General features: G+C 58.7%; 12 protein-coding genes. 4 read left to right on the top strand and 8 right to left on the bottom strand.

What is annotated here, in order from left to right; genetic code table 11:
- Positions 1 to 111: 111 nt before the first annotated feature.
- From DMP06_RS01000 to DMP06_RS01025, 6 genes are all read right to left on the bottom strand, one after another.
- The gene (locus DMP06_RS01000) at positions 112 to 1,017 is read right to left on the bottom strand and encodes a DUF3825 domain-containing protein (RefSeq protein ID WP_161957772.1); all 906 of its coding nucleotides are present in this window, start codon (positions 1,015 to 1,017) and stop codon (positions 112 to 114) included.
- Complete coding sequence (locus DMP06_RS11390; protein WP_161957773.1) at positions 921 to 2,618, bottom strand: hypothetical protein; 1,698 nt, start codon at positions 2,616 to 2,618, stop codon at positions 921 to 923. The genes DMP06_RS01000 and DMP06_RS11390 overlap by 97 nt, the downstream gene beginning before the upstream one ends.
- Positions 2,619 to 2,991: 373 nt before the next feature.
- Complete coding sequence (locus tag DMP06_RS01005; protein ID WP_123207878.1) at positions 2,992 to 4,374, bottom strand: sodium-dependent transporter; 1,383 nt, start codon at positions 4,372 to 4,374, stop codon at positions 2,992 to 2,994.
- 431 nt (positions 4,375 to 4,805) lie between these two features.
- Entirely contained in the window at positions 4,806 to 5,657 is an 852-nt protein-coding gene (truA, locus tag DMP06_RS01015) for a tRNA pseudouridine(38-40) synthase TruA (protein WP_123207880.1), read from the bottom strand.
- Positions 5,657 to 9,127 (bottom strand): DNA polymerase III subunit alpha, encoded by a 3,471-nt coding sequence (dnaE, locus tag DMP06_RS01020; protein WP_123207881.1) that lies wholly within the window; start codon positions 9,125 to 9,127, stop codon positions 5,657 to 5,659. The genes truA and dnaE overlap by 1 nt, the downstream gene beginning before the upstream one ends.
- Positions 9,128 to 9,876: 749 nt before the next feature.
- On the bottom strand, positions 9,877 to 10,950 hold the full coding sequence (locus DMP06_RS01025; protein ID WP_161957774.1) for a hypothetical protein: 1,074 nt from the start codon (positions 10,948 to 10,950) through the stop codon (positions 9,877 to 9,879).
- Between the two features lie 412 nt (positions 10,951 to 11,362).
- Between DMP06_RS01025 and DMP06_RS01030 the strand changes: the two genes are divergently transcribed.
- The gene (locus DMP06_RS01030; RefSeq protein ID WP_123207883.1) at positions 11,363 to 12,043 is read left to right on the top strand and encodes an alpha/beta fold hydrolase; all 681 of its coding nucleotides are present in this window, start codon (positions 11,363 to 11,365) and stop codon (positions 12,041 to 12,043) included.
- 631 nt (positions 12,044 to 12,674) lie between these two features.
- Here the strand turns inward: DMP06_RS01030 and DMP06_RS01035 are convergent.
- A complete protein-coding gene (locus DMP06_RS01035) occupies positions 12,675 to 13,637 on the bottom strand; it encodes a helix-turn-helix transcriptional regulator (RefSeq protein ID WP_123207884.1) in 963 nt (320 codons plus the stop codon).
- A 640-nt stretch (positions 13,638 to 14,277) separates the two neighbouring features.
- Between DMP06_RS01035 and DMP06_RS01040 the strand changes: the two genes are divergently transcribed.
- From DMP06_RS01040 to arcC, 3 genes are all read left to right on the top strand, one after another.
- Complete coding sequence (locus DMP06_RS01040; RefSeq protein ID WP_123207885.1) at positions 14,278 to 15,855, top strand: YfcC family protein; 1,578 nt, start codon at positions 14,278 to 14,280, stop codon at positions 15,853 to 15,855.
- Between the two features lie 178 nt (positions 15,856 to 16,033).
- Positions 16,034 to 17,029: an ornithine carbamoyltransferase gene (gene argF / locus DMP06_RS01045; RefSeq protein ID WP_123207886.1), complete on the top strand. Its 996-nt coding sequence runs from the start codon at positions 16,034 to 16,036 to the stop codon at positions 17,027 to 17,029.
- Between the two features lie 127 nt (positions 17,030 to 17,156).
- Positions 17,157 to 18,110 (top strand): carbamate kinase, encoded by a 954-nt coding sequence (gene arcC / locus DMP06_RS01050; RefSeq protein WP_123207887.1) that lies wholly within the window; start codon positions 17,157 to 17,159, stop codon positions 18,108 to 18,110.
- Positions 18,111 to 18,216: 106 nt separating this feature from the next.
- Here arcC and DMP06_RS01055 read toward each other — a convergent pair whose 3' ends face one another.
- On the bottom strand, positions 18,217 to 19,569 hold the full coding sequence (locus tag DMP06_RS01055; protein ID WP_123207888.1) for an ATP-binding protein: 1,353 nt from the start codon (positions 19,567 to 19,569) through the stop codon (positions 18,217 to 18,219).
- Positions 19,570 to 19,600: the final 31 nt, after the last annotated feature.

The raw sequence follows: 19,600 nt of genomic DNA on the forward strand, positions 1-19,600 counted from the left end.
AAACGGTTGCCAAACCCAGGTGGCCGCATCTCAGCATGGCGCGAATCAGGCAAAGAGTGCATCCCGCCTGTTTGGCACGCTCGACGCACCCCACATGGTGCGAATCAGACGCTACTCGTCGTCCTCGTCCTCCTCGTTGGCGCGGCTCGACGTGGTGAGCCAGTCGCTGTCGGGGCGGCAAATCAGACGCGCGTTAGTGTAGGCCTGGCGCATGGTAAGAATGGTTTGCCCCTGATAGTTGCCCGACGGCATGAGCTGCACCACGAGCGCTGCATCGGCCACCTCATCATCCATCAGGCAGATCGGCAAAAGCAGGCTCATGGTGTTGCCACGCGGGTAATACGATGGGATGGCCGTCTTGAAGTTCCAGCGCACGCGCTTCTTTGCCGTTTCCACCGCCTCGTTCAAACGCGCACGCACGCGCCTGAACAGCCGATCGTCGTCCTCGAGGATGTCTCCGAGCTCTTTGTACAGGCGACGTTTTCCGGCCACATCGGCAGCACGAATCTCATCGATCAAATCCATGGCGTCGTCATCGCCCCGCAATTCCTCGGCCAAAAAGTCGAGAGGCAGGCGGCTCATATTGTCGATGAGCACGTGATCGTCATCGATGATGAGGTCTTTATCAAGGTCGTAGAGCAGATCCTCCTTGCGCGAGAAATACTCCGCCGGTTCCGGCAGCGGGTTGAACAGCTCCACAAGACGCTTTCCCAAACCGCGCCTGCCCGATGCTGTGAAGCCCGCGAACTTCCATTCCCACTCATCGATCCAGGTGCTCGAATTGCGCTCGAAACACGCATAGATGTCATCGTAGCGCTTGTTTACCAGGCCGGTATTGAACGCCGCGAAGCTTCTATCGGGCGCGATGCAAATCTTGCCTTCGGATTCCAGACGGAAGAACGTGGTGCAGATGTAGCTTTTCAGGATGGTGAAGCGAGCCTGGGCGGCGCCGAAACCACCTGCAGGCCCGCCAATCGCAGGCTGTCGAGCGCCTCCTGCTCGGGGCTCACCTCGCACCCCGACGCGTTGATGCGCACGCCCCGGCCGTCGCCATCCTCGAAATCCCACAGTTCGGGAAGAGCGATGTCGGCAAGCTCTCCCAAAAAATCGTCCCACGTACCCAGCCAGGCAAACTTCTCTAGATGCTTGCTGGGATGATTGCCGGCATACGTGTTGCGCTTGGCGTAGGTGTCGATATAGCACAGATACCACGGCTTGTTCTCGGCGTTGCCCTTGGTGGCAACCGTGATGGACGCCTCTATGGGAGACACGCCGTCGGCGCAGAACGCGTTCAGCGGGAACACCACCTTGCCCTCATAGAAGCGCAGGGCGCCTTCCTGACGCGCGGCCATCCAGCTTTCCTCCAGAAGGTAGTCCACATCGACGCCCGACGCGCTATCTTGAATAATCGCGCGCGAAGAGTACGTAGTGAATACGAAGTCAGAATAGCGATCGAGCATCTGGGCCTGGGTGTCGGGAGGAAGCGGCTGGCTGCGGTATTCCTCGGTAGACGCCATGGTGCGCGCCACGGCGAGCGCCTCCTCACTGGGCGCTTCGATCTGTACGCGCGGGCGCGACACATAGGGCGCTTTCGCGTCGACGTAGCACAGATACCACTGCTTGTGCTCCGGGTTTTCGCGCCAGGTGCGCTGGATGGATGCCTCGATGGGCGTTTTGCCATCGGACCGCATGGCGGCTATGGGGAACGTCACCTTGTCTTCAAAGGCACGGAATGCCTCCTCCGCATAGGCAGCACTCCAACTTTCCTCAAGCAGCGCGTTGATGTCGGTCGCAGGCGGCACGTTCGCTCGAAGAATATCCGCAGAAGCATAGGGCACGAACACGAAACCCCTGAAGCTGGGCTCGAGCTCGGCGCGTGTCGCCTCGTCGATGGGAGCAGCGCGGTATTTGTCGGACGCGGCCATGGATTGAGCAATCGACTGCGGCGTAGCGGCATCCGCCGCAGCCGGCGATTCGGAAGCAGGAGCCGCAGAAGCGGAAGCGGCCGGATGGGTTGACGCAGAAACAGAAGCAGCCAGGTGCGTCGGTGAAGCGGCGAAAGCGGAATGGGGCTCCGAGGAAAAGCCAGAGGCGGAAGCCCCGCCTTCCACGGAGTCGGCGCCCAGCGTCGCATTGCTCGATGCGCCATCCGCCGCCATGCCGCTTGTCGCCACGCTGCCTATGGTCGGATTCTCCGTCGACGAGTCCGCCGCTGGTTCAGATGCCGTCGTCTCACGCCCAGTCGTCTCCGCACTCGCCGACGTACCAATCATCTGTTCCACACATGCGCCAACCATCTGCCCTGCAGACGCATTAGCAGAGGAAATTCCCAGTTCGGTATCCCATTCGGGTACGCGATGCAGCACCACCCAACGCTGAGGCACGCCGCCTGCAACTCGGTCGATGAACGTCATGAATTCAGAGAAATGCTCCAGAAAGGGCTTGGGCTTGCCGTATCCGAACCGTTCTTTCATTCCCGAATGCACGAGCGCTGCCCCAACGGTACCGAATGCTATCTCTCGCTCGGTATCAAGCCTCGTAATAAGAGCCTTGTATACAGCCTTGTGATCATCGAGGGAATAAGGGTTGCCTTCGGGAATCTGCATTGGTCGCCCCACTCTCGTTTGCCTCTGTCGCACCTTACGTCTGTCGCATGCCAGAATTGCCACCTGGCCGCCGACTGTTTGTAAACGATATTGTACGACGAAGCGTCATCGCATTCGAGCAGATGCCCGTTTGGCGCAAAACGCAATCCGAGCTGCACAGTTCCGCAACCAGGCATCAGGCACTCGGATGCGCCAAGCGCAAAAGCCGTCGCACAGCGCGCGAATGTCAAGCGTCGGCCTTGAAGTGAGCCCTATCGGGATGAGAGACCCAGCACGAAAAAAGGCGCCGGGCTCAGCCGACGCCTTGACTTCAACAATTCGCATACCCCGCAATCGCGGGTACGCGCGTAGCCGCATGAGCAGGACGGCGCGCACGAAAACAGGCTTACATGCTGAACAAGCCCATGGTCTGCGCGACGTAGGCCACCAGAATAACCACCAGCACAACGGGCGCGATGTACTTGATGAACACCGTCCAGGCCTTCTCGGCCCCGAACTTGGTGGACACCTTCACCTCGTCGATGATTACCTTGGGCTTGATGATCCAACCCACCCAGATGCAGGTCATGAGCGCGGCGATAGGCATCATGACCGAGTTGGAGATAAAGTCGAGCAAGTCGAGAATGGACGAGCCCTCACCCAGCGGCTGGATGAACGAAAGCGAACTGTAGCCCAGGTTCACGATAATGCCCATGACGGTCACGAAAATCACCGTGTACAACAGTGCGCGGCGACGGAAGCAACCCGTAGCGTCCTGAATGATGGACGTGCAGGTTTCCACCAGCGAGATGGAGCTGGTGAGCGCGGCGAACAGCACCAGGATGAAGAACACGCAGCCCAGCACCGATGCCGCGGGACCCATGTTCTGGAACACTTGCGGCAGGATGATGAACATGAGCGAGGGGCCGGAGTTCTCGGCGACGGCCTGCCCGGAGCCCAACGCAGCGAACGTCGCAGGAATGATCATCATGCCGGCGAGCAGCGACACGCCGAATGTGGTCCCGGCGATCTGCACCACGCTCGAGGTGAGCTTGGTGGATTTATCCAGGTAGGAGCCATAGGTCACCATGATGCCCATGGCCAACGACAGCGTGAAGAACGTCTGGCCCAGAGCGGAGATGATCAGCTCGGGAGAGATGGCGGAGAGGTCGGGCAACAGGTAGAACGCAAGACCGTCGAGCGCGCCCGGCATGGTGAGCGCGTAGATCGCCACCGCGGCGGCCATGATGATGAGCAACGGCATCATGACCAAGTTAGCCTTCTCGATACCCTTGTTCACACCCACCGCCACGGTAAAGTAGGTCAGCGCCATGAAGATGAGCATGAACACGATGCTCTGCGGACCGTCGGCAATGAAGTTGGAGAAGAACGCGCCGCCATCGGCCAGCGCCGCAGGGCCATCGGTCACATAGCCTACCAGGTACTTAGTCACCCATCCGCCGATGACGCAGTAATACGGCACGATGATGAACGGCACTGCAGAAGTGAAAATGCCGATAAACGCGTACTTCTTTCCGAACGCCTTGAACGCACCGATAGCCGATTGGCGCGTATGGCGGCCGAGCGCGGTTTCAAGCAGGAGCAGGGCAATGCCGATGGTAAACACAAACACCAGGTACACGAAAAGGAACGTACCGCCGCCGTATTTGGCGGCCAGATACGGAAAGCGCCACATGCTGCCCAAACCCACCGCAGATGCGGCGGCGGCCAGCACGAACGCGAGCTTACCCGACCACGAGGCGCGAGCGGGCGAGGTCGTCTCTGCCATGATCAATCCTTTCGAACAAGCGAGCGCGCCTTTTCGCACGCGCAAACGAGGAATGGCCGGTTCGGTAAAAACTCGCATCCGCCTTGCGCCGCCATGCCGTCATGCAGCCCGTCGCAGAAATGCGCATAACGGCGAGCACCCTGAAGTGCGAAAAGCGGCCGCAGCGCCCTTTCCGCGTACAGATACGACGACGCATATCGTGGACGCGAACCTTTCGAAGGCTCAAACCCTACCGTAAAAAGTTGAAAGTTCATTGTATCCATGACAACCCGACGTCACGCCAGAATTTAACATGCCCGAAACAAGGGCGAAGGCAGACGGGGGCGAAGGACGCGCCATCGGCATTCCCCGCGCTTCGCCATGTCTACCCGCGCGTCCCAATGCATCGCCCTGCGGCACGAGCGCCACGCCAGCGCCCTCCGGCACCGTACTTAATATTGCACGCGCCAGAACACCAGGCCGCTTGCGGGAGCGTTTTGTCCGGCGGCCTTACGATCGCACGCCGCAAGCACCTGGCCGACCCATGCCGGCTCACGCTTGCCCCGCCCTACTTCCACAAGCGTGCCCACTATAGTGCGCACCATGGAATGGAGAAAAGCATTGCCCACCACGCGCACCGTGGCAACAGGAGTGCCCATGACGATCTCGGGATACACCTCGAGCTCCATCACGTTGCGATGCGTGGGCTTTCCCTGTGCGGAGGCCGCCATACAGAAGCTCTTGAAATCGTGTTCGCCTACTAGATATGCGGCGCCTTCGTTCATCGCCCCAAGGTCGAGCTCGACGCCCCCCAAATGCCACACAAGGGGCATGATGAGGGTCGGTCGGGCGGCCTGCGTGCAAATGTGGTAGTGATACTCACGCCAAAGCGCATCGAAACGCGCAGAGAACCCCAACGGGCGCTCTTGAAAGCCTGAAACCGAAATCGCATCATCCACCAGGGCGTTCATGGATCGCTCGAACGAACGCGGCGAGCGCGCTGCCAGCTCGTCGTCGGTTACATCGAAGCTGACAACCTGCCCACGCGCATGGACGCCCGCATCGGTCCGACCGGCGCACACCGTTGGAACCTCGCGGCGGAACAGAAGCGAAAGCGCATTCTCAAGCTCGTCTTGCACGGTTTTCACGTTGGGCTGAGGCTGGCGAGCAAAGCCCGCAAACGGCGCGCCGTTGTATTGCACGTTGAGCGAAAGCGTGTGCGCGAACCCAGCCGCGCTAACTTCCTCGGCCCGCTGGGCACGCAGCGCCGCCAGCTCTTCAGCGGTTTTCAATCCCTCAGCCATTAAGCCGCGCCCCACACCTTGCGTCCGAACAAATCCAGCATCTCCGAATACAGCAGGTTATTGCCCGTGTCCACCGTAACGGGCAGCTCCGCACGGAATTTGCGCCCGTCGGCCTGCTGCACAAACAGCACCACGGCGTCGCGGCCGGGATGACTGCCCAGAATCTGCTGCAACTGCTGCGAGGTGAACGCGTTGAAATCCGACGAGTTCAGACGAATCTCCAGCTGACTGGGGCCCATCTGGCTCTCATCGAACTCTAAACGCTCGATTTCGAACGCCATGATCTGATCGCCGCGATCGGAGTGCTCGAACTTGCCCTTCACCTTCACGATGGCATCTTCCACCAGGTCTTCCTTGAAGTCGTCGTACTTGAAGCACACGCCTTCCATATGCCCCGTAGTGTCCTCCAACGTAAAGTTGGCCATCTTGGTGCCCTTCTTGGTCATCTTCACGATGACGCTGGTCACCAGGCCCGCGAAAATGCCGTTCTTGATATCGCCCTGATGGTCGGGCAAATCGCCCAGCTGGTACTTCGTCACCTTGCGCAACGCGCGCTCGTAGGGACGCAGCGGATGATCCGAAACGTAGATCTTCAGAATCTCCTTTTCGTACGCAAGCAGCGTGCGCTTGTCCCATTCAACTCCATCGGGTTCAGGCACATCCTCTTTAAAGCCGCTGTCCTCCACATCGGCGAACATGTCGAACATGCTCACCTGGCCGGCGTCGCGGTCTTTTTGGCGCTTGGACGCGCTCTCCAAAAGCGGCGTCTCCTCGATGAAGTACATGAGCTGCTTGCGCGTGTAGTTCGTCGAATCGAACGCGCCGGCCTTGATCAGAGCTTCCAGGGTCTTGCGGTTGTACACCTTGGTGTCCAAACGGTTCACGAAATCATGCAGACTCGTGTAGGGGCCGTTCGCGTCGCGCTCAGCGATGATAGCCTCGGCAACGCTCTCGCCCACGCCGCGCACACCCGCCAAACCAAAGCGAATGCCCTCTTCAAGCGGCGTAAACTCCAGATTGGAACTGTTCACGTCGGGCGGCAGAACGGGAATGTTGCTGTGCGTGCAGCTGGCGATGTATTTGATCAGCTTGTCGGCGTTGCCCATGTAGCTGGACAACACGGCGGCCATGTACTCGTACGGGTAGTGCGCCTTGAGGTATGCGGTGCGCATAACCAGCACGGCGTATGCAGCCGAGTGCGACTTGTTGAACGCATACTTTGCGAATTCCTCTGCGTCATGCCAGATGCGCTCAGCAATCTCGAGCGAGAAGCCGTTTTCTACCGCGCCGTTGCACCAGTCGTCCTTGAGCTGCATCATGACGTCGAGCTTTTTCTTGCCCATTGCCTTACGCAGCTTGTCGGATTTACCGGCCGAGAACCCGCTCATCGCCATGGAGATCTGCATGATCTGCTCCTGGTAGACAATGGTGCCATACGTCTCTTCCAGGATGGGCTTAAGGCGGTCGTCGTAGTAGCTCACGGGCTTTTTGCCCTGACGGCGATCGACGTACAGGTCGACGAAGCCGTTCTCCAGCGGGCCCGGGCGGTTCAACGCGATTGATGCCACAATGTCGGAGAACGTGCGCGGCTTCATGCGCGCAAACAGGCTCACGTACAGGGCCGATTCCACCTGGAACAGGCCGTCCATGCTCATGCCCGTCTCGCCGCACATGAGGTCGAACGACGCCTTGTCGTCCAAGGGGATCTCGTCGGGGTTGATCTCGATTCCGTGACGCTCCTTGATGTTGCGGCACGCGCGCGAAAGCACGCCCAGCGTGCGCAGACCGAGGAAGTCCATTTTGAGCAAGCCCAGATCAGGCGTGTAATGGCCATCGTACTGGGTAATCATGCCGCCGCCCTTGGTGTCGCGCTTAACGGGCACGTGATCAACCAGCGGGTCGCGGCAGATGATGGTCGCGCACGCGTGCACGCCCTCGCCGCGCACATTGCCCTCGATGGACATGGCGGCGTCGATGATTTCCTTCGACTCGGGCTCGGTGTCGTAGATCTTCTTAAAATCGGCGTTGTCCTGCAGCGCGCCCTTGAGCGTTATGCCCAGCTCGTCGCCGAGCGTCTTGCACAGGCGGTCGCCCACACCATAAGGATGCCCCAGTACACGCGCCGCGTCGCGGATGGCGTTTTTCGCCTGCAGCTTGCCGAACGTGATCACGCCGGCGATGTGGTCGGCTCCGTAGAAATCGCGCACATGGTCGATGACCTCCTGGCGACGTTCATCCTCGAAGTCGACGTCGATATCAGGCATCTCCACACGTTCGGGAGAGAGGAAGCGTTCGAACAGCAGGCCGTTGGGCAGCGGGTCGAGGTCGGTGATGCCCATGGCATACGACACGATGGCGCCTGCCGCCGAACCACGGCCCGGCCCCACGCCGATGCCCTGGCTGCGCGCCCACTGGATATACTCCTGCACAACCAGGAAGTACGCCGGGAAGCCCTGCTGGATGATGATGCCCATCTCGTAGTCGGCGCGCTCCTGCGCCTCCTTGGGAACCGGATTGCCGTAGCGGCGCACCAGGCCTTCCTGCACCTGCTTGCGGAACCAGCTCTCCTCCGTCTCGCCCTCGGGCAGCGGGAACTTCGGCAGAATGGAATCGCGCTCGAGCACCACATCGCACTTGGCGGCCAGCTCAACCGTGTTGTCGCACGCCTCGGGAAAATCGCGCAACGCTTCGCGCATTTCCTCTTCGGTCTTCATATAGAACTGGTCGTTGGCAAAACGCATGCGGTTTTCATCGTCCACCTGCGAGCCCGTGCCGATGCACAGCATGATGTCCTGTGCGCGAGCGTCTTCCTGCGTGAGGTAGTGGAAGTCGTTGGTGGCGATGGTCTTAAGGCCCAGCTGGTTGGCGATCTTGGTGAGCTCCACGTTCATCTGGTGCTGCGTCATGCCGCCGTTGGTGGTGATGCCCTGATCCTGCAGCTCAATGTAGAAATCACCCGGCTCGTAGAGCGAAGAGAGCTTGCGCGCCCATTCAACCGCGCCATCGAAATCACGCGCATCGATGCAGCGCGGAATGATGCCGGCGATGCAGGCGGAAGACGCGATGATGCCCTCGGAGTATTTCTTCAGCATGTCGAACGTGGTACGCGGCTTGTAATAGAAGTTGTCCATATGCGACTCGGACACCAAGCGCACCAGGTTGTGATAGCCCGTGTTGTTCTTGGCCAGAAGCAGCATGTGATACAGACGCGATTTGTTCTTGGAGCCCACCTCGGGATCTTCCGTGAAGTAGATCTCGCAGCCGTAGATGGGTTTGACCTTCTTGCCGGTTTCCTTCTCCACCGCCGCGCACGCATCGCACAGCTCGGGAACGCCGCACATGACGCCGTGATCGGTGATGGCCACGGCGGGCATGTCCAAATCGGCCGCACGGCGCACCATGTCTTTGATTTTGGTGGCGCCGTCAAGCATGGAGTATTCAGTGTGATTATGCAGGTGAACAAATGCCATTGCGTGCTTTCTCCTTGTGCGTATGCCTTTGAAAAACGTATCGATTAAACGGCCACCATGATACCAGCCGCGCGGCGCTGCGGAGACGCCAAAATCATCCCCACATCGACCCCGCACGAAACCTCTGTATCATGGCAAGGCCGCCGCCGCGCAAGCTCCGCCGAAAGCTGCCGCCGCATGGTCGCCACCACTGACCGGCACGCCCCGCTGCATAACCGCCGCAGATTCGCACGCCCTGCTGCATAACCGCCGCAGAAGACCGCATGCCCCCGCTCTCGCCGAAGCGCACGCCCTTACCTCCTCAGTTTGCCCCCTTGCCGCCAACTTGCATCCCTCATCACGCACGCTTAATCCAAGAAAAGCAAAACTCGTGGACGTTTTTTCGACTTTCCCGGCAAAATCACCCTCTGCAGAAAAGCACCTCACGATGGTTTTCTCCTTGCGAAAAACTCAAGTTTGCTAGATTTGCAGCATCCCCTCTCTCACCTGGGATTATGGATGCACAAGCAAAATATGACCCAATTTCCCGCAAAGCTCGCCACCACAAAACCGCATCATTCACCTCGACCCACCCGGTAAAGTCGAAAAAACGTCCACGAAATCGATCATCTCTGGAATCATGCGCCCTAGCAAGCACCATGAACATCATCCAGCGGATGGAAGCGTGGAGCGAAACGGGGCGGAACGGGTCAGGACGGACGCATGCAAGCATGGAGCGGAGCGAGATGGGCGCGTGGACACTTCAACACTTACAGCCGCAGCGCTTTCAGAAGCTTCGTCTGTCTTTTCCAAAAATCACTTACCCTTGGGCGAATCCGATGCCCACAATAGCGAGCAACAAGCTGAGCAATCGCCCGCAAAGCCAACCGGCTTTTCGTTTGCATATTCGTCACAGTTACAACACGTATGCCTAAAAGCGCCAAATCGCTCCGTCGTTTTGCGTCGGCCGCAATGCGGCTTGGACCCGTATGCCACAGATCGCTATCGTACTCAACGCTCACGGAGCCCTTTTCCCAATACAGGTCGCATCGATAGCTCGATTTCGCCAATGGATTAGCTGTCCTGTTTCGCACCCCAACATTCACTTCACGATTCATTTCCGGCATCCCCAGTCCAAAACCGCCCAATGAACAAGGTAGCCCCAGAACCATCGCCATTTTCGTTTCCATATGCGACGCAGACCCATTCCGAATGTAGCGCAACGCCCTTCGCGCTTCCTGAATCCCCCTCATGCCCCTGCTTCCATCAATGAAGGCGGCCAATCGCGAGGTCGTGGTCACAGGCACCCGATACTCGTTGTCTCCTATCGAATATCCACCGCACAGCTCAAAGCCTAATTCAATAAGATGGTCGATCGAAAACGAAGCGGCCATCTGTATGAAACACATCTCCGGAAGGACAACGCTCAACTTGGAGTCGATTTTCACAAGCCATCTGGAGGGGTGCCCTGATGTAATCGAATGCAGCGTTAACCCTGACCTCGGAGTCTTTGCCGATTCCTGAGAAACAAGCACATGCAGCGGTTCGTTGCCATACGCTTCAAGCATACCTTCGAGCATGACGCCGACCGCAGGCGTAAGTCCCCCAATCCTTTCAGCCTCCGAAAAGACGGTGTCGGCCTTCTTGTCATGACCATCGGCGAAAGCCCAGCCTTCCTCACCGCGAAAGCCGATGCGACAATATGACCAGAAGCGCTGGATTTCGGCATCCATAGGAATATCGCCCTCACTCATTCCTTTTCGAGAATGAACAGGAACGGCATCACTGAATAGAGAGGCGATTCGCCAGTAGAGTAACGCGGATTCATGTGAGACAAGTATCATCGCGCCTCCTGCGCATTCGAGAAAAGGAAAAGGGAGACATCCTGGAAAATCGCCCCCTTCGAGCATAGCTTGCAAGCCTTGCCAAAGCCTTTCCCGAATCTTGCGTATTCCCGACGCGAATTATCTGAATTCTTCCCATCCCTCCTCGATAATCTTGCGATACCCGCTAGAAGCGCATTACCGTTTTTGTGCGTTTGCTCCCCGATTCCTGCCCAAAACCTTGCCGGAATCTTGCCCAAACCTTGCCGGCCCAAGCTTTACGTCGACTTCCGATATACTGATTTCGGATATCGAGGACGAATACATGCGCCAGTGAAGACGATTCAAGCAAATGCACAACTGAAAAAACACGCAAGACATTGAATAACTCGCGGGCGACCGGACAATACGCGAATTGCCGAAGGAAAGCAACGTGGACATTAACCTGCATTACGAAGAAACGGGAGCCGGCAAGCCCCTCATGCTACTGCACGGAAACGGTGAGGACTGCACTTATTTCAAACATCAGCTCGCATACTTTTCCGGCATTCGGCGCGTCATCGCAGTTGACACACGAGGTCACGGACGGTCTCCGCGAGGCACGGCACCGTTCACCATCCGCCAATTTGCCGATGACCTAGCCGGCTTAATGGACAGTCTCCACATCAAACGCGCCGATATTCTGGGGTTCTCCGACGGAGGAAACATCGCACTCGTCTTTGCCGCCAAATATCCTGAGCGCGTAGATAAGCTCATCGTCAACGGGGCCAATCTCTACCCTGCCGGAATGAAGGCGCATATAGCGCTCCCCGTTGTTGTTGAGCATCGGCTTTCATCGCTGCTTGCGCCCACAAGCAAATGTGCGAAAGCGCACGCGGAGCTCCTTGGTCTCATGGTGAACGATCCGAACCTTACCCCCGATGATCTCGCAGCGATTCAGGCCCCCACGCTCGTCATCGCCGGAACACGCGATATGATTCGCGAAAGCCACACGCGCCTTATTGCCCAATCGATTCCCCACGCTACGCTGTCGATTGTGAAGGGCGATCATTTCGTAGCCGCAAAGAATCCATCCGCTTTCAACACTGAAGTCGAGCGGTTCTTGCTAGGATAAGAGGATAAGAGCAAAAGGGCGCGAGGGCAAATGACCGCAAACCCAGTCATTTCCTATGCAGAAAAGGCACTGCGATTTCGCCCCCCTTGGACACACAATGCAATATACCCGCAAAAATGCTGGATTCGAAATACCAGAGCAGCCACAAGCCTACCTTGTGCAAAGCGCGCTGCCAGCAAAATCGGATTTCGTGGACGTTTTTTCGACTTTCCCGATGAATTTGGCAATCCTTTAGACAAGACGATATGCGCTCAGCGTCAGTTCGCATGAACACATTGCCAGCAACTGGTTCCAATATCTTCTCCACCTGGGGTTTCGAAGAAAGTCCCTAAAGCATTGCGCAAGAAAAGCGCATCGGCTTTGGAGAACGGAACGCGTCCGACCCGGGAAACTCGAAAAAATGTCCACGAAGAAGCTGGATTGCGTCCGCAAACGCATTGACGGGCATGCAGATGCGGCACGGCATGAGAGCAGGCGTTGCCCGAGCGCAATCCGATGGGCGCAATTCGACAACGCATTGACGGGACGCAACCGAACATAGCGCGCAGTGGGACGTAACCAGGCGTTGCGCACGAACAGGCGCGTGTGCGCAGTGCGACCCGGCGCAGCAAACGCGCGGCAAACGCCCTCCCTAGGCTCGGCGGCTAAAGTCGCGCATCAGATGCTGTCTATCCTTTTGGCCCGTCTTGCGCAGAATATTGTGCACGTGGACCTTGACGGTAGACGGCGCCAAGCTCATCCCCGAAGCGATGTTTTGGTTATCCTTGCCCGTCAGAATCTCGCGCAGCACTTCGGTCTCACGCGCGGTGAGGCCGTAGAAATGCGCATACCGCGGCAGCGTCTCGTCGATGAACGCGTCCACACGCGAACTGCCACCAATGGGAGGCGTTTTGAAATGAATCGCCAACCTTCCCCAGCAATACGACACAGCACTCACCGCGCATGCAATCATCAGCATGTTCTCGGCAATATTGCGCTCGGGTAAAAACGGCACGATGCCCGAGCGAAACACCTCGGGATCGACCAGGAACATGAGCACGATGTTCTCCGTCACGATAAGCGTATTCAGAACAAGCGCGGCGAAATACAGCGGCATGGCGCTCCGCATGCGGTCGCGCGTGAGCTCGGATGAAGTGACGTAACGAAAACCAAGGTAAACCAGGAACGCATAAATGCACACCTCGCGCACGCTGTAGAACAAGAACTGATGCACCGGCCCCGGGGGAATGGCGATGAGCACCACCACGCTCCACACCATGAAGAACGCCGCAGGGAAAACCAGCACGAGCCGACGCTTCTCGTTGAAGAAGCTGCATATCACAAGCCATGCCGCTTCGATAATGCCGGCCCCCGTAAACACGGCCGCGATGGGCGCGCCTACAAAGTGAACCTGCTTCAGAGCCTCTCCCATGCTGTATAAAATAAAATCGTCCTGAAAGACGATCGCCACATCAAAGAAATAGAACACGAACCCTGCGCATGCGAACAGCAGCGCGGTCTTGCGCGAAACGAGGTAGGTGGAGAAGCAGAGCGCCGCCGCCATAACGCTTATGAGGAGGATGCAAAGGGTGTAATAGAACAGAACAAGATACATGCCCGATATGCTCCTTCCAGACGTGCTCCGAACAACGCAGCCGACTCACCGGGGAAGGAAGGGGCGAACCCGGTTGTACTTCCTGCTGCGCCACGGATGATTATACCTCCCTCTTGTCTAAATGCCTCAACACTGTTTAAGGTTCAACGCCGCATAACCGCAGCTCATGTATATCTAAACCCAACTTACACCCGCATACATCCCAAGTTTCACGTTCCCAGACGCACCTATTCCGGGCTACAGTCCAGCCATCGGGACATCGACCGCAGGACAGCCTTCCGACGAATGCCGACATCCCCGACCTCGCGCGAAGAGAGGACGCGCATTCGGATACGCCTCCGAACCGTCATCCGCGGGAAGGCTCCACCGTCGATACAACCCAGGGGATCCTCAGTCATGCGGGTTCGCCCGCACCACACTCGGACGCACGGCGCAAGTGCTCGAAGCCAGAAAAGCACGGCCCGCCTCGCACACTCTTGAAAACCGCTCGCTCCACCGCACCCTGCGCCAAAAGAGGATTGGCAGCAGCCACACGCGGCAGGCAAAAGGCAGAGGCGGCAAGATAAGGCCAGAGACCAGGGCCACAACGCAAGAGCCTTCGCGCAGAAGCATCCGAGCCTCGCAACCGAAGGAGGGTACAATGGCAGCAGAAGCAACCGCTGGCGCGGCCTCCGCAGCTCCGCCCAAAAAGAAGTTCAAGCTTAAAGTCCCAACCGCATTTACCATTCTGTTCATCATCACGATCCTGGCCGTCATCGCAACGCACTTTATCCCTGCCGGCCAGTATGCGAAGGTCGAATATGTGGCCGACGCAGGAATCTTCCAGATCACCGAGCCTGGCGGCGAGGTGCGCGAAGTAGAAGGCACCGAAGAAGCCTTCTACGCCGATGAGCAGCTGAAGGACATGAAGATCGATGTCAATCAGTTCCTCAACGGCGCTATCACCAAGCCCATCTCGGTGCCCGGTACCTACACCCCGCTCGAGTCGGCTCCGATGGGTCCCTACGACGTATTCACCTCTATGGTCAACGGCACCATCAACGGCGTGGACATCATGGTGTTCATCCTGGTGCTTGGCGGCCTGATTGGCGTGGTCAACGCATCAGGCGCATTCGAAAGCGGCCTGGTCGCGCTCACCCAGAAGACCAAAGGCCGCGAGTTCTTCCTTGTGTTCCTGGTATCCGCGCTCATGACGCTGGGCGGCACCACCTGCGGTCTCGAGGAAGAGGCTGTGGCGTTCTACCCGATTCTGGCGCCGGTGTTCATCGCGCTGGGATATGACTCCATCGTCACGGTGGGCGCCATCTTCCTCGCCGGTTCCATGGGCACCACGTTCTCCACGATCAACCCGTTCGCCGTGGTTATCGCATCCAACGCCGCCGGCGTCCAGTGGACCGAAGGCATCGAATGGCGTATCGCAGGCTGCATCGTGGGCGGCATCGTGGTTATCGCCTACCTGTACTGGTACTGCAAGAAGATCAAGAAGAACCCCGAGGCATCCTACACCTACGAAGATCGCGAGCACTTCGCCAGCCTGTTCAACGTGCATGACTCCAACTCCAACGAGATCAAGCCGTTCACCTGGCAGCGCAAGCTCATCCTGATCCTGTTCGTGCTAGCGTTCATCCTGATGGTCTACGGCGTGGTCAACCTCGGTTGGTGGTTCCCGCAGATGGCAGCCTCGTTCCTCGCCATCGCCATCATCTGCATGTTCCTGACCGGCCTGGACGAGAAGTCCATCACCGACGCGTTCGTCAACGGCGCATCCAGCCTCGTAGGCGTTTCGCTGATCATCGGTCTGGCGCGCGGCGTCAACATGATCATGGAGGAAGGCCTCATCTCCGACACGCTCCTGTATTGGGCAACCAACGCCGTCAACGGCATGCAGGGCCCCGTGTTCATCCTTATGATGATGGTCATCTTCTTCCTGCTGGGCTTCATCGTTCCTTCGTCCTCCGGCTTGGCCGTGCTCTCGATGCCCATCTTGGCCCCCTTGGCCGACACCGTTGGCATCGACCGCTCCATCGTCGTATCCGCTTACAACTGGGGACAGTACGCAATGCTGTACCTGGCTCCCACCGGTCTTGTCATGGCAACGCTGACCATGTTAGACATGAAGTACACGCACTGGCTTAAGTTCGTGCTGCCGATGGTCGGATTCCTATTCGTCTTCGGCGGAGCGCTCCTCGTAGCACAGGTTATGCTCTGCGGAGCCTAAACCCTAAGGATGCGCGTCTTATCTGCCGAGGCGCGCATCCAACCCCGGTTACACCCCGGCATGCGCTAAAGTATGAGGGGTACGAATGTGGCCCACCGCCCGGCCTAATGGGCGGACCACCCAGGCAAGCAGCCGTCACGCGCAGGCGTACGGCTCACCCAGAGAAAGGAATACCATCATGGGCGTCAATCTCTCCGGCCGCAGCTTCATCAAGCTCCTCGATTTCACCACCGAGGAGATCGAGTACCTGCTCAAGCTCTCCAAGAACTTCAAGGACATGAAGCGCGCGGGCGTGCCGCACCGCTACCTGGAGGGCAAGAACATCGTGCTGCTGTTCCAGAAGACCTCCACGCGCACCCGCTGCGCCTTTGAGGTGGGCGGCATGGATCTTGGCATGGGCGTGACCTACCTGGATCCCGGCTCGTCGCAGATGGGCAAGAAGGAGTCCATCGAGGACACCGCCCGCGTGCTCGGCCGCATGTATGACGGCATCGAGTTCCGCGGCTTCGCCCAGGAGGACGTCGAGGAGCTCGCCGCCAAGGCAGGCGTGCCCGTATGGAACGGCCTGACCGACCTGTGGCATCCCACCCAGATGCTCGCCGACATCCTGACCGTCCAGGAGAACTTCAACTACGACATCAAGGGCAAGACGCTTGTGTTCATGGGCGACGCCAAGAACAACGTGGCCCGCTCGCTGATGGTCGTGTGCTCCAAGCTGGGCATGAACTTTACGGCCTGCGGCCCCGCCGACTGCATGCCCGCCGATGACGTGATCGAGGCCTGCAAGCCCATCGCCGCCGAGAACGGCTGCACCATCACCCTGACCGAGGATGCCGAAGCCGCCTGCCGTGGCGCGCATGTCATCTACACCGACGTGTGGGTGTCCATGGGCGAGCCCGACGAGGTGTGGGAGCAGCGCATCAAGGAGCTCACCCCCTATCGTGTGACCAAGGAGCTCATGGCAATCGCCGATCCCGAGGCCATCTTCCTGCACTGCCTGCCCGCGTTCCACGACACCAACACCACCATCGGTGCCGAGAAGGCCGAGCAGTTCGGCATCACCGAGATGGAGGTCGAGGACGAGGTGTTCGAGTCCAAGCAGTCCAAGGTATTTGACGAGGCCGAGAACCGCATGCACACCATCAAGGCCGTCATGTACGCGACCCTGAAGTAACGACCCCCGATATCTCACGGACAAGCTTTGAGATTGAGGCCCCGTCCCTGAGGGGGCGGGGCCTCGCTGTTTCAAAATCACCGATTCCGCCGCGACCGACCGGGTTCGGCGTAAGAGAGGAGCGACCATGCCTTATCAGAAAGGAACCGGAAAGTCCGTCGTCGTTGCCCTGGGAGGCAACGCCCTGGGCAACACCCCCCAGGAGCAGTACGAGCTGGTGCAGGACACCGCGAAGCACATCGTGGACATGGTGGCCGAGGGCATCAACGTCATCGTGACCCACGGCAACGGCCCCCAGGTGGGCATGATCAACAACGCCTTCGCCTACGCCTCGGCGCACGACGGCAAGACCCCCGAGATGCCCTTCCCCGAGGCGGGCGCCATGAGCCAGGGCTACATCGGCTACCACCTGTCCCAGGCGGTGCTCTCCGAGATGAAGAGGCGCGGCATCATGCGCTCCACGGCCAACGTGGTGACCCAGACCGTGGTCTATCCCGACGACCCCGCCTTCGAGAACCCCACCAAGCCCGTGGGCGCGTTCCTGACCGAGGAGGAGGCCAAGAGGAAGGCCGAGGAGACCGGCTGGACCTACAAGGAGGACGCCGGCCGCGGCTGGCGCCAGGTGGTCGCCTCCCCCAAGCCCCGCCGCATCGTGGAGTCCGACGCGATCCGCGACCTGTTCGAGGCCGGCTACATCGTCGTGTGCACGGGCGGCGGCGGCGTGCCGGTGTTCGAACACGACGACACCTACGAGGGCGTGCCCGCCGTCATCGACAAGGACCGCTCCGCCGCGATGATGGCCGCCACGTTCAAGGCCGACATGCTCGTGATCCTCACCGCCGTGGACAAGGTGGCCGTGAACTTCGGCAGGCCCGACCAGGCCGACATCGACGTCATGGACGCCGCCCAGGCGAGGCAGTACATCGAGGAGGGCCAGTTCGCCCCCGGCTCGATGCTCCCCAAGGTGGAGGCGTGCCTGGAGTACGTGGAGGCCTACCCGCAGGGCCGCGCCCTGATCACCAGCCTGGAGAAGGCCGCCGCGGGCCTGCGCGGCGAGACCGGCACCATCATCACGGCGTAGTAGGCACTGGCAAAATCGATATCCGCACCAACCAGCGGGAGGCTCCTTTTGGGGCCTCCCGCTTTCTTACTGCGCCTCGGACGTTTTCCTCGTCAATCGCATCGCGTTATTGTGCCAAGCACCATTGCCATGCAGGAACGATTGATATCTCCCCCGCATCTGCCAGTACGGTTCCTTGCTCCCGAAGCGTTATAATCGTCCCCTTCTCCAACCCCGTATAACGCATTCCTGCTTCAAGGGATTCGATTTCGCGCTTTCGCGTGCGCTCAGGCGACATGTCGTACGTAACTTGCAAAAGCTCGTAAGGCTCCACCCCGAGGGCATCGCCCACAACGAAATCCACCTTTTCGCCACGCACACCTGGCACATTGAGCGATGTTACCGCATCGGTTCTCAAACCTGCTAAACGTCTGCGCAATTCGAGATAGACCAATGTCTCCAATCGTTTCCCGTAGTCCTGCTGATTAGCGCGTGAAACCGCATACGCAAGCCCATGATCTTCTGCATATACTTTGGGAATAGAAGTGGTATCTGGGCGAAGCATGGTGGTGTACTCAGGCAGATAATGGATGAGGTATGCCTGTTGGAGAAGTTCGAGCAATGCCTGCACTTTTTCCCAATACGCCTTGTACCCAATGTCCTTGAGCCTCCTGGCAAGATCGTTTGCGGACACCTCGCAAGCGGTATTGCGAATCGCGAACAGCGCAAGCTGCATAGCAAGCGAAATATCACCGCGTCCGCTTCTTTCTGCAACATCGCGAGCCACCACATCGCGTACATACCCTTGCAGTATTTCAATGCGGTCGGAGGGCAGCTTGCCCTGAATGCCGGGGAATCCTCCCCATTGCAAATATTCGTCAAACATCGACTCGTACTTCGTTTGCTCCCTTGGCGCGAACGAATCTTGCCCTGCCTGCGGTAAAGCAACGCCCTCAAACGTGCAATATTCAGCAAAAGAGAGCGGCCACATTTCGTGGACGTGCGACCGCCCCCGAAACTGCGTAGCTATTTCGCTTGAAGACACCTTAGAAGACGACCCTGTAATCACCAGTGTTACGCATTCTTGTTCTGCAATGCGCTGGCAGAATCCTTGCCACTCGTCGCATTCCTGCACTTCGTCGAGGAATAGGTAGCAGCCCCCCTCGCGCGCAGCAGGAACTTGCCGCCAGTATTCCTCCACCACAGCCTGCATCGTGCCAGGCTCCATAGGAGCCAACCGGTCATCGGAGAAGTCAAAATACAGCATGCGCTCGCGCGGTATTCCATCATCCATTAATCGTCGCATAAGCTGAAATAGATAGAACGTTTTCCCACAACGTCGCATGCCGGTGACAATATGCACAAGGTTGAAACGTGCTGGGAGGGGAATTTCTCGAATGATTTCTGCTCGGTGATAGAAATTGGGCAACTCCTCGGTTAGCCTCTCCCGAACAAGTGGGGCAATGCTAGCGCTGACCATGCTGCTCTCCTATACTTCTCAATATTTTTGA

This window comes from Slackia equolifaciens (genome assembly GCF_003725995.1).
Taxonomy (GTDB): Bacteria; Actinomycetota; Coriobacteriia; order Coriobacteriales; family Eggerthellaceae; genus Slackia; species Slackia equolifaciens.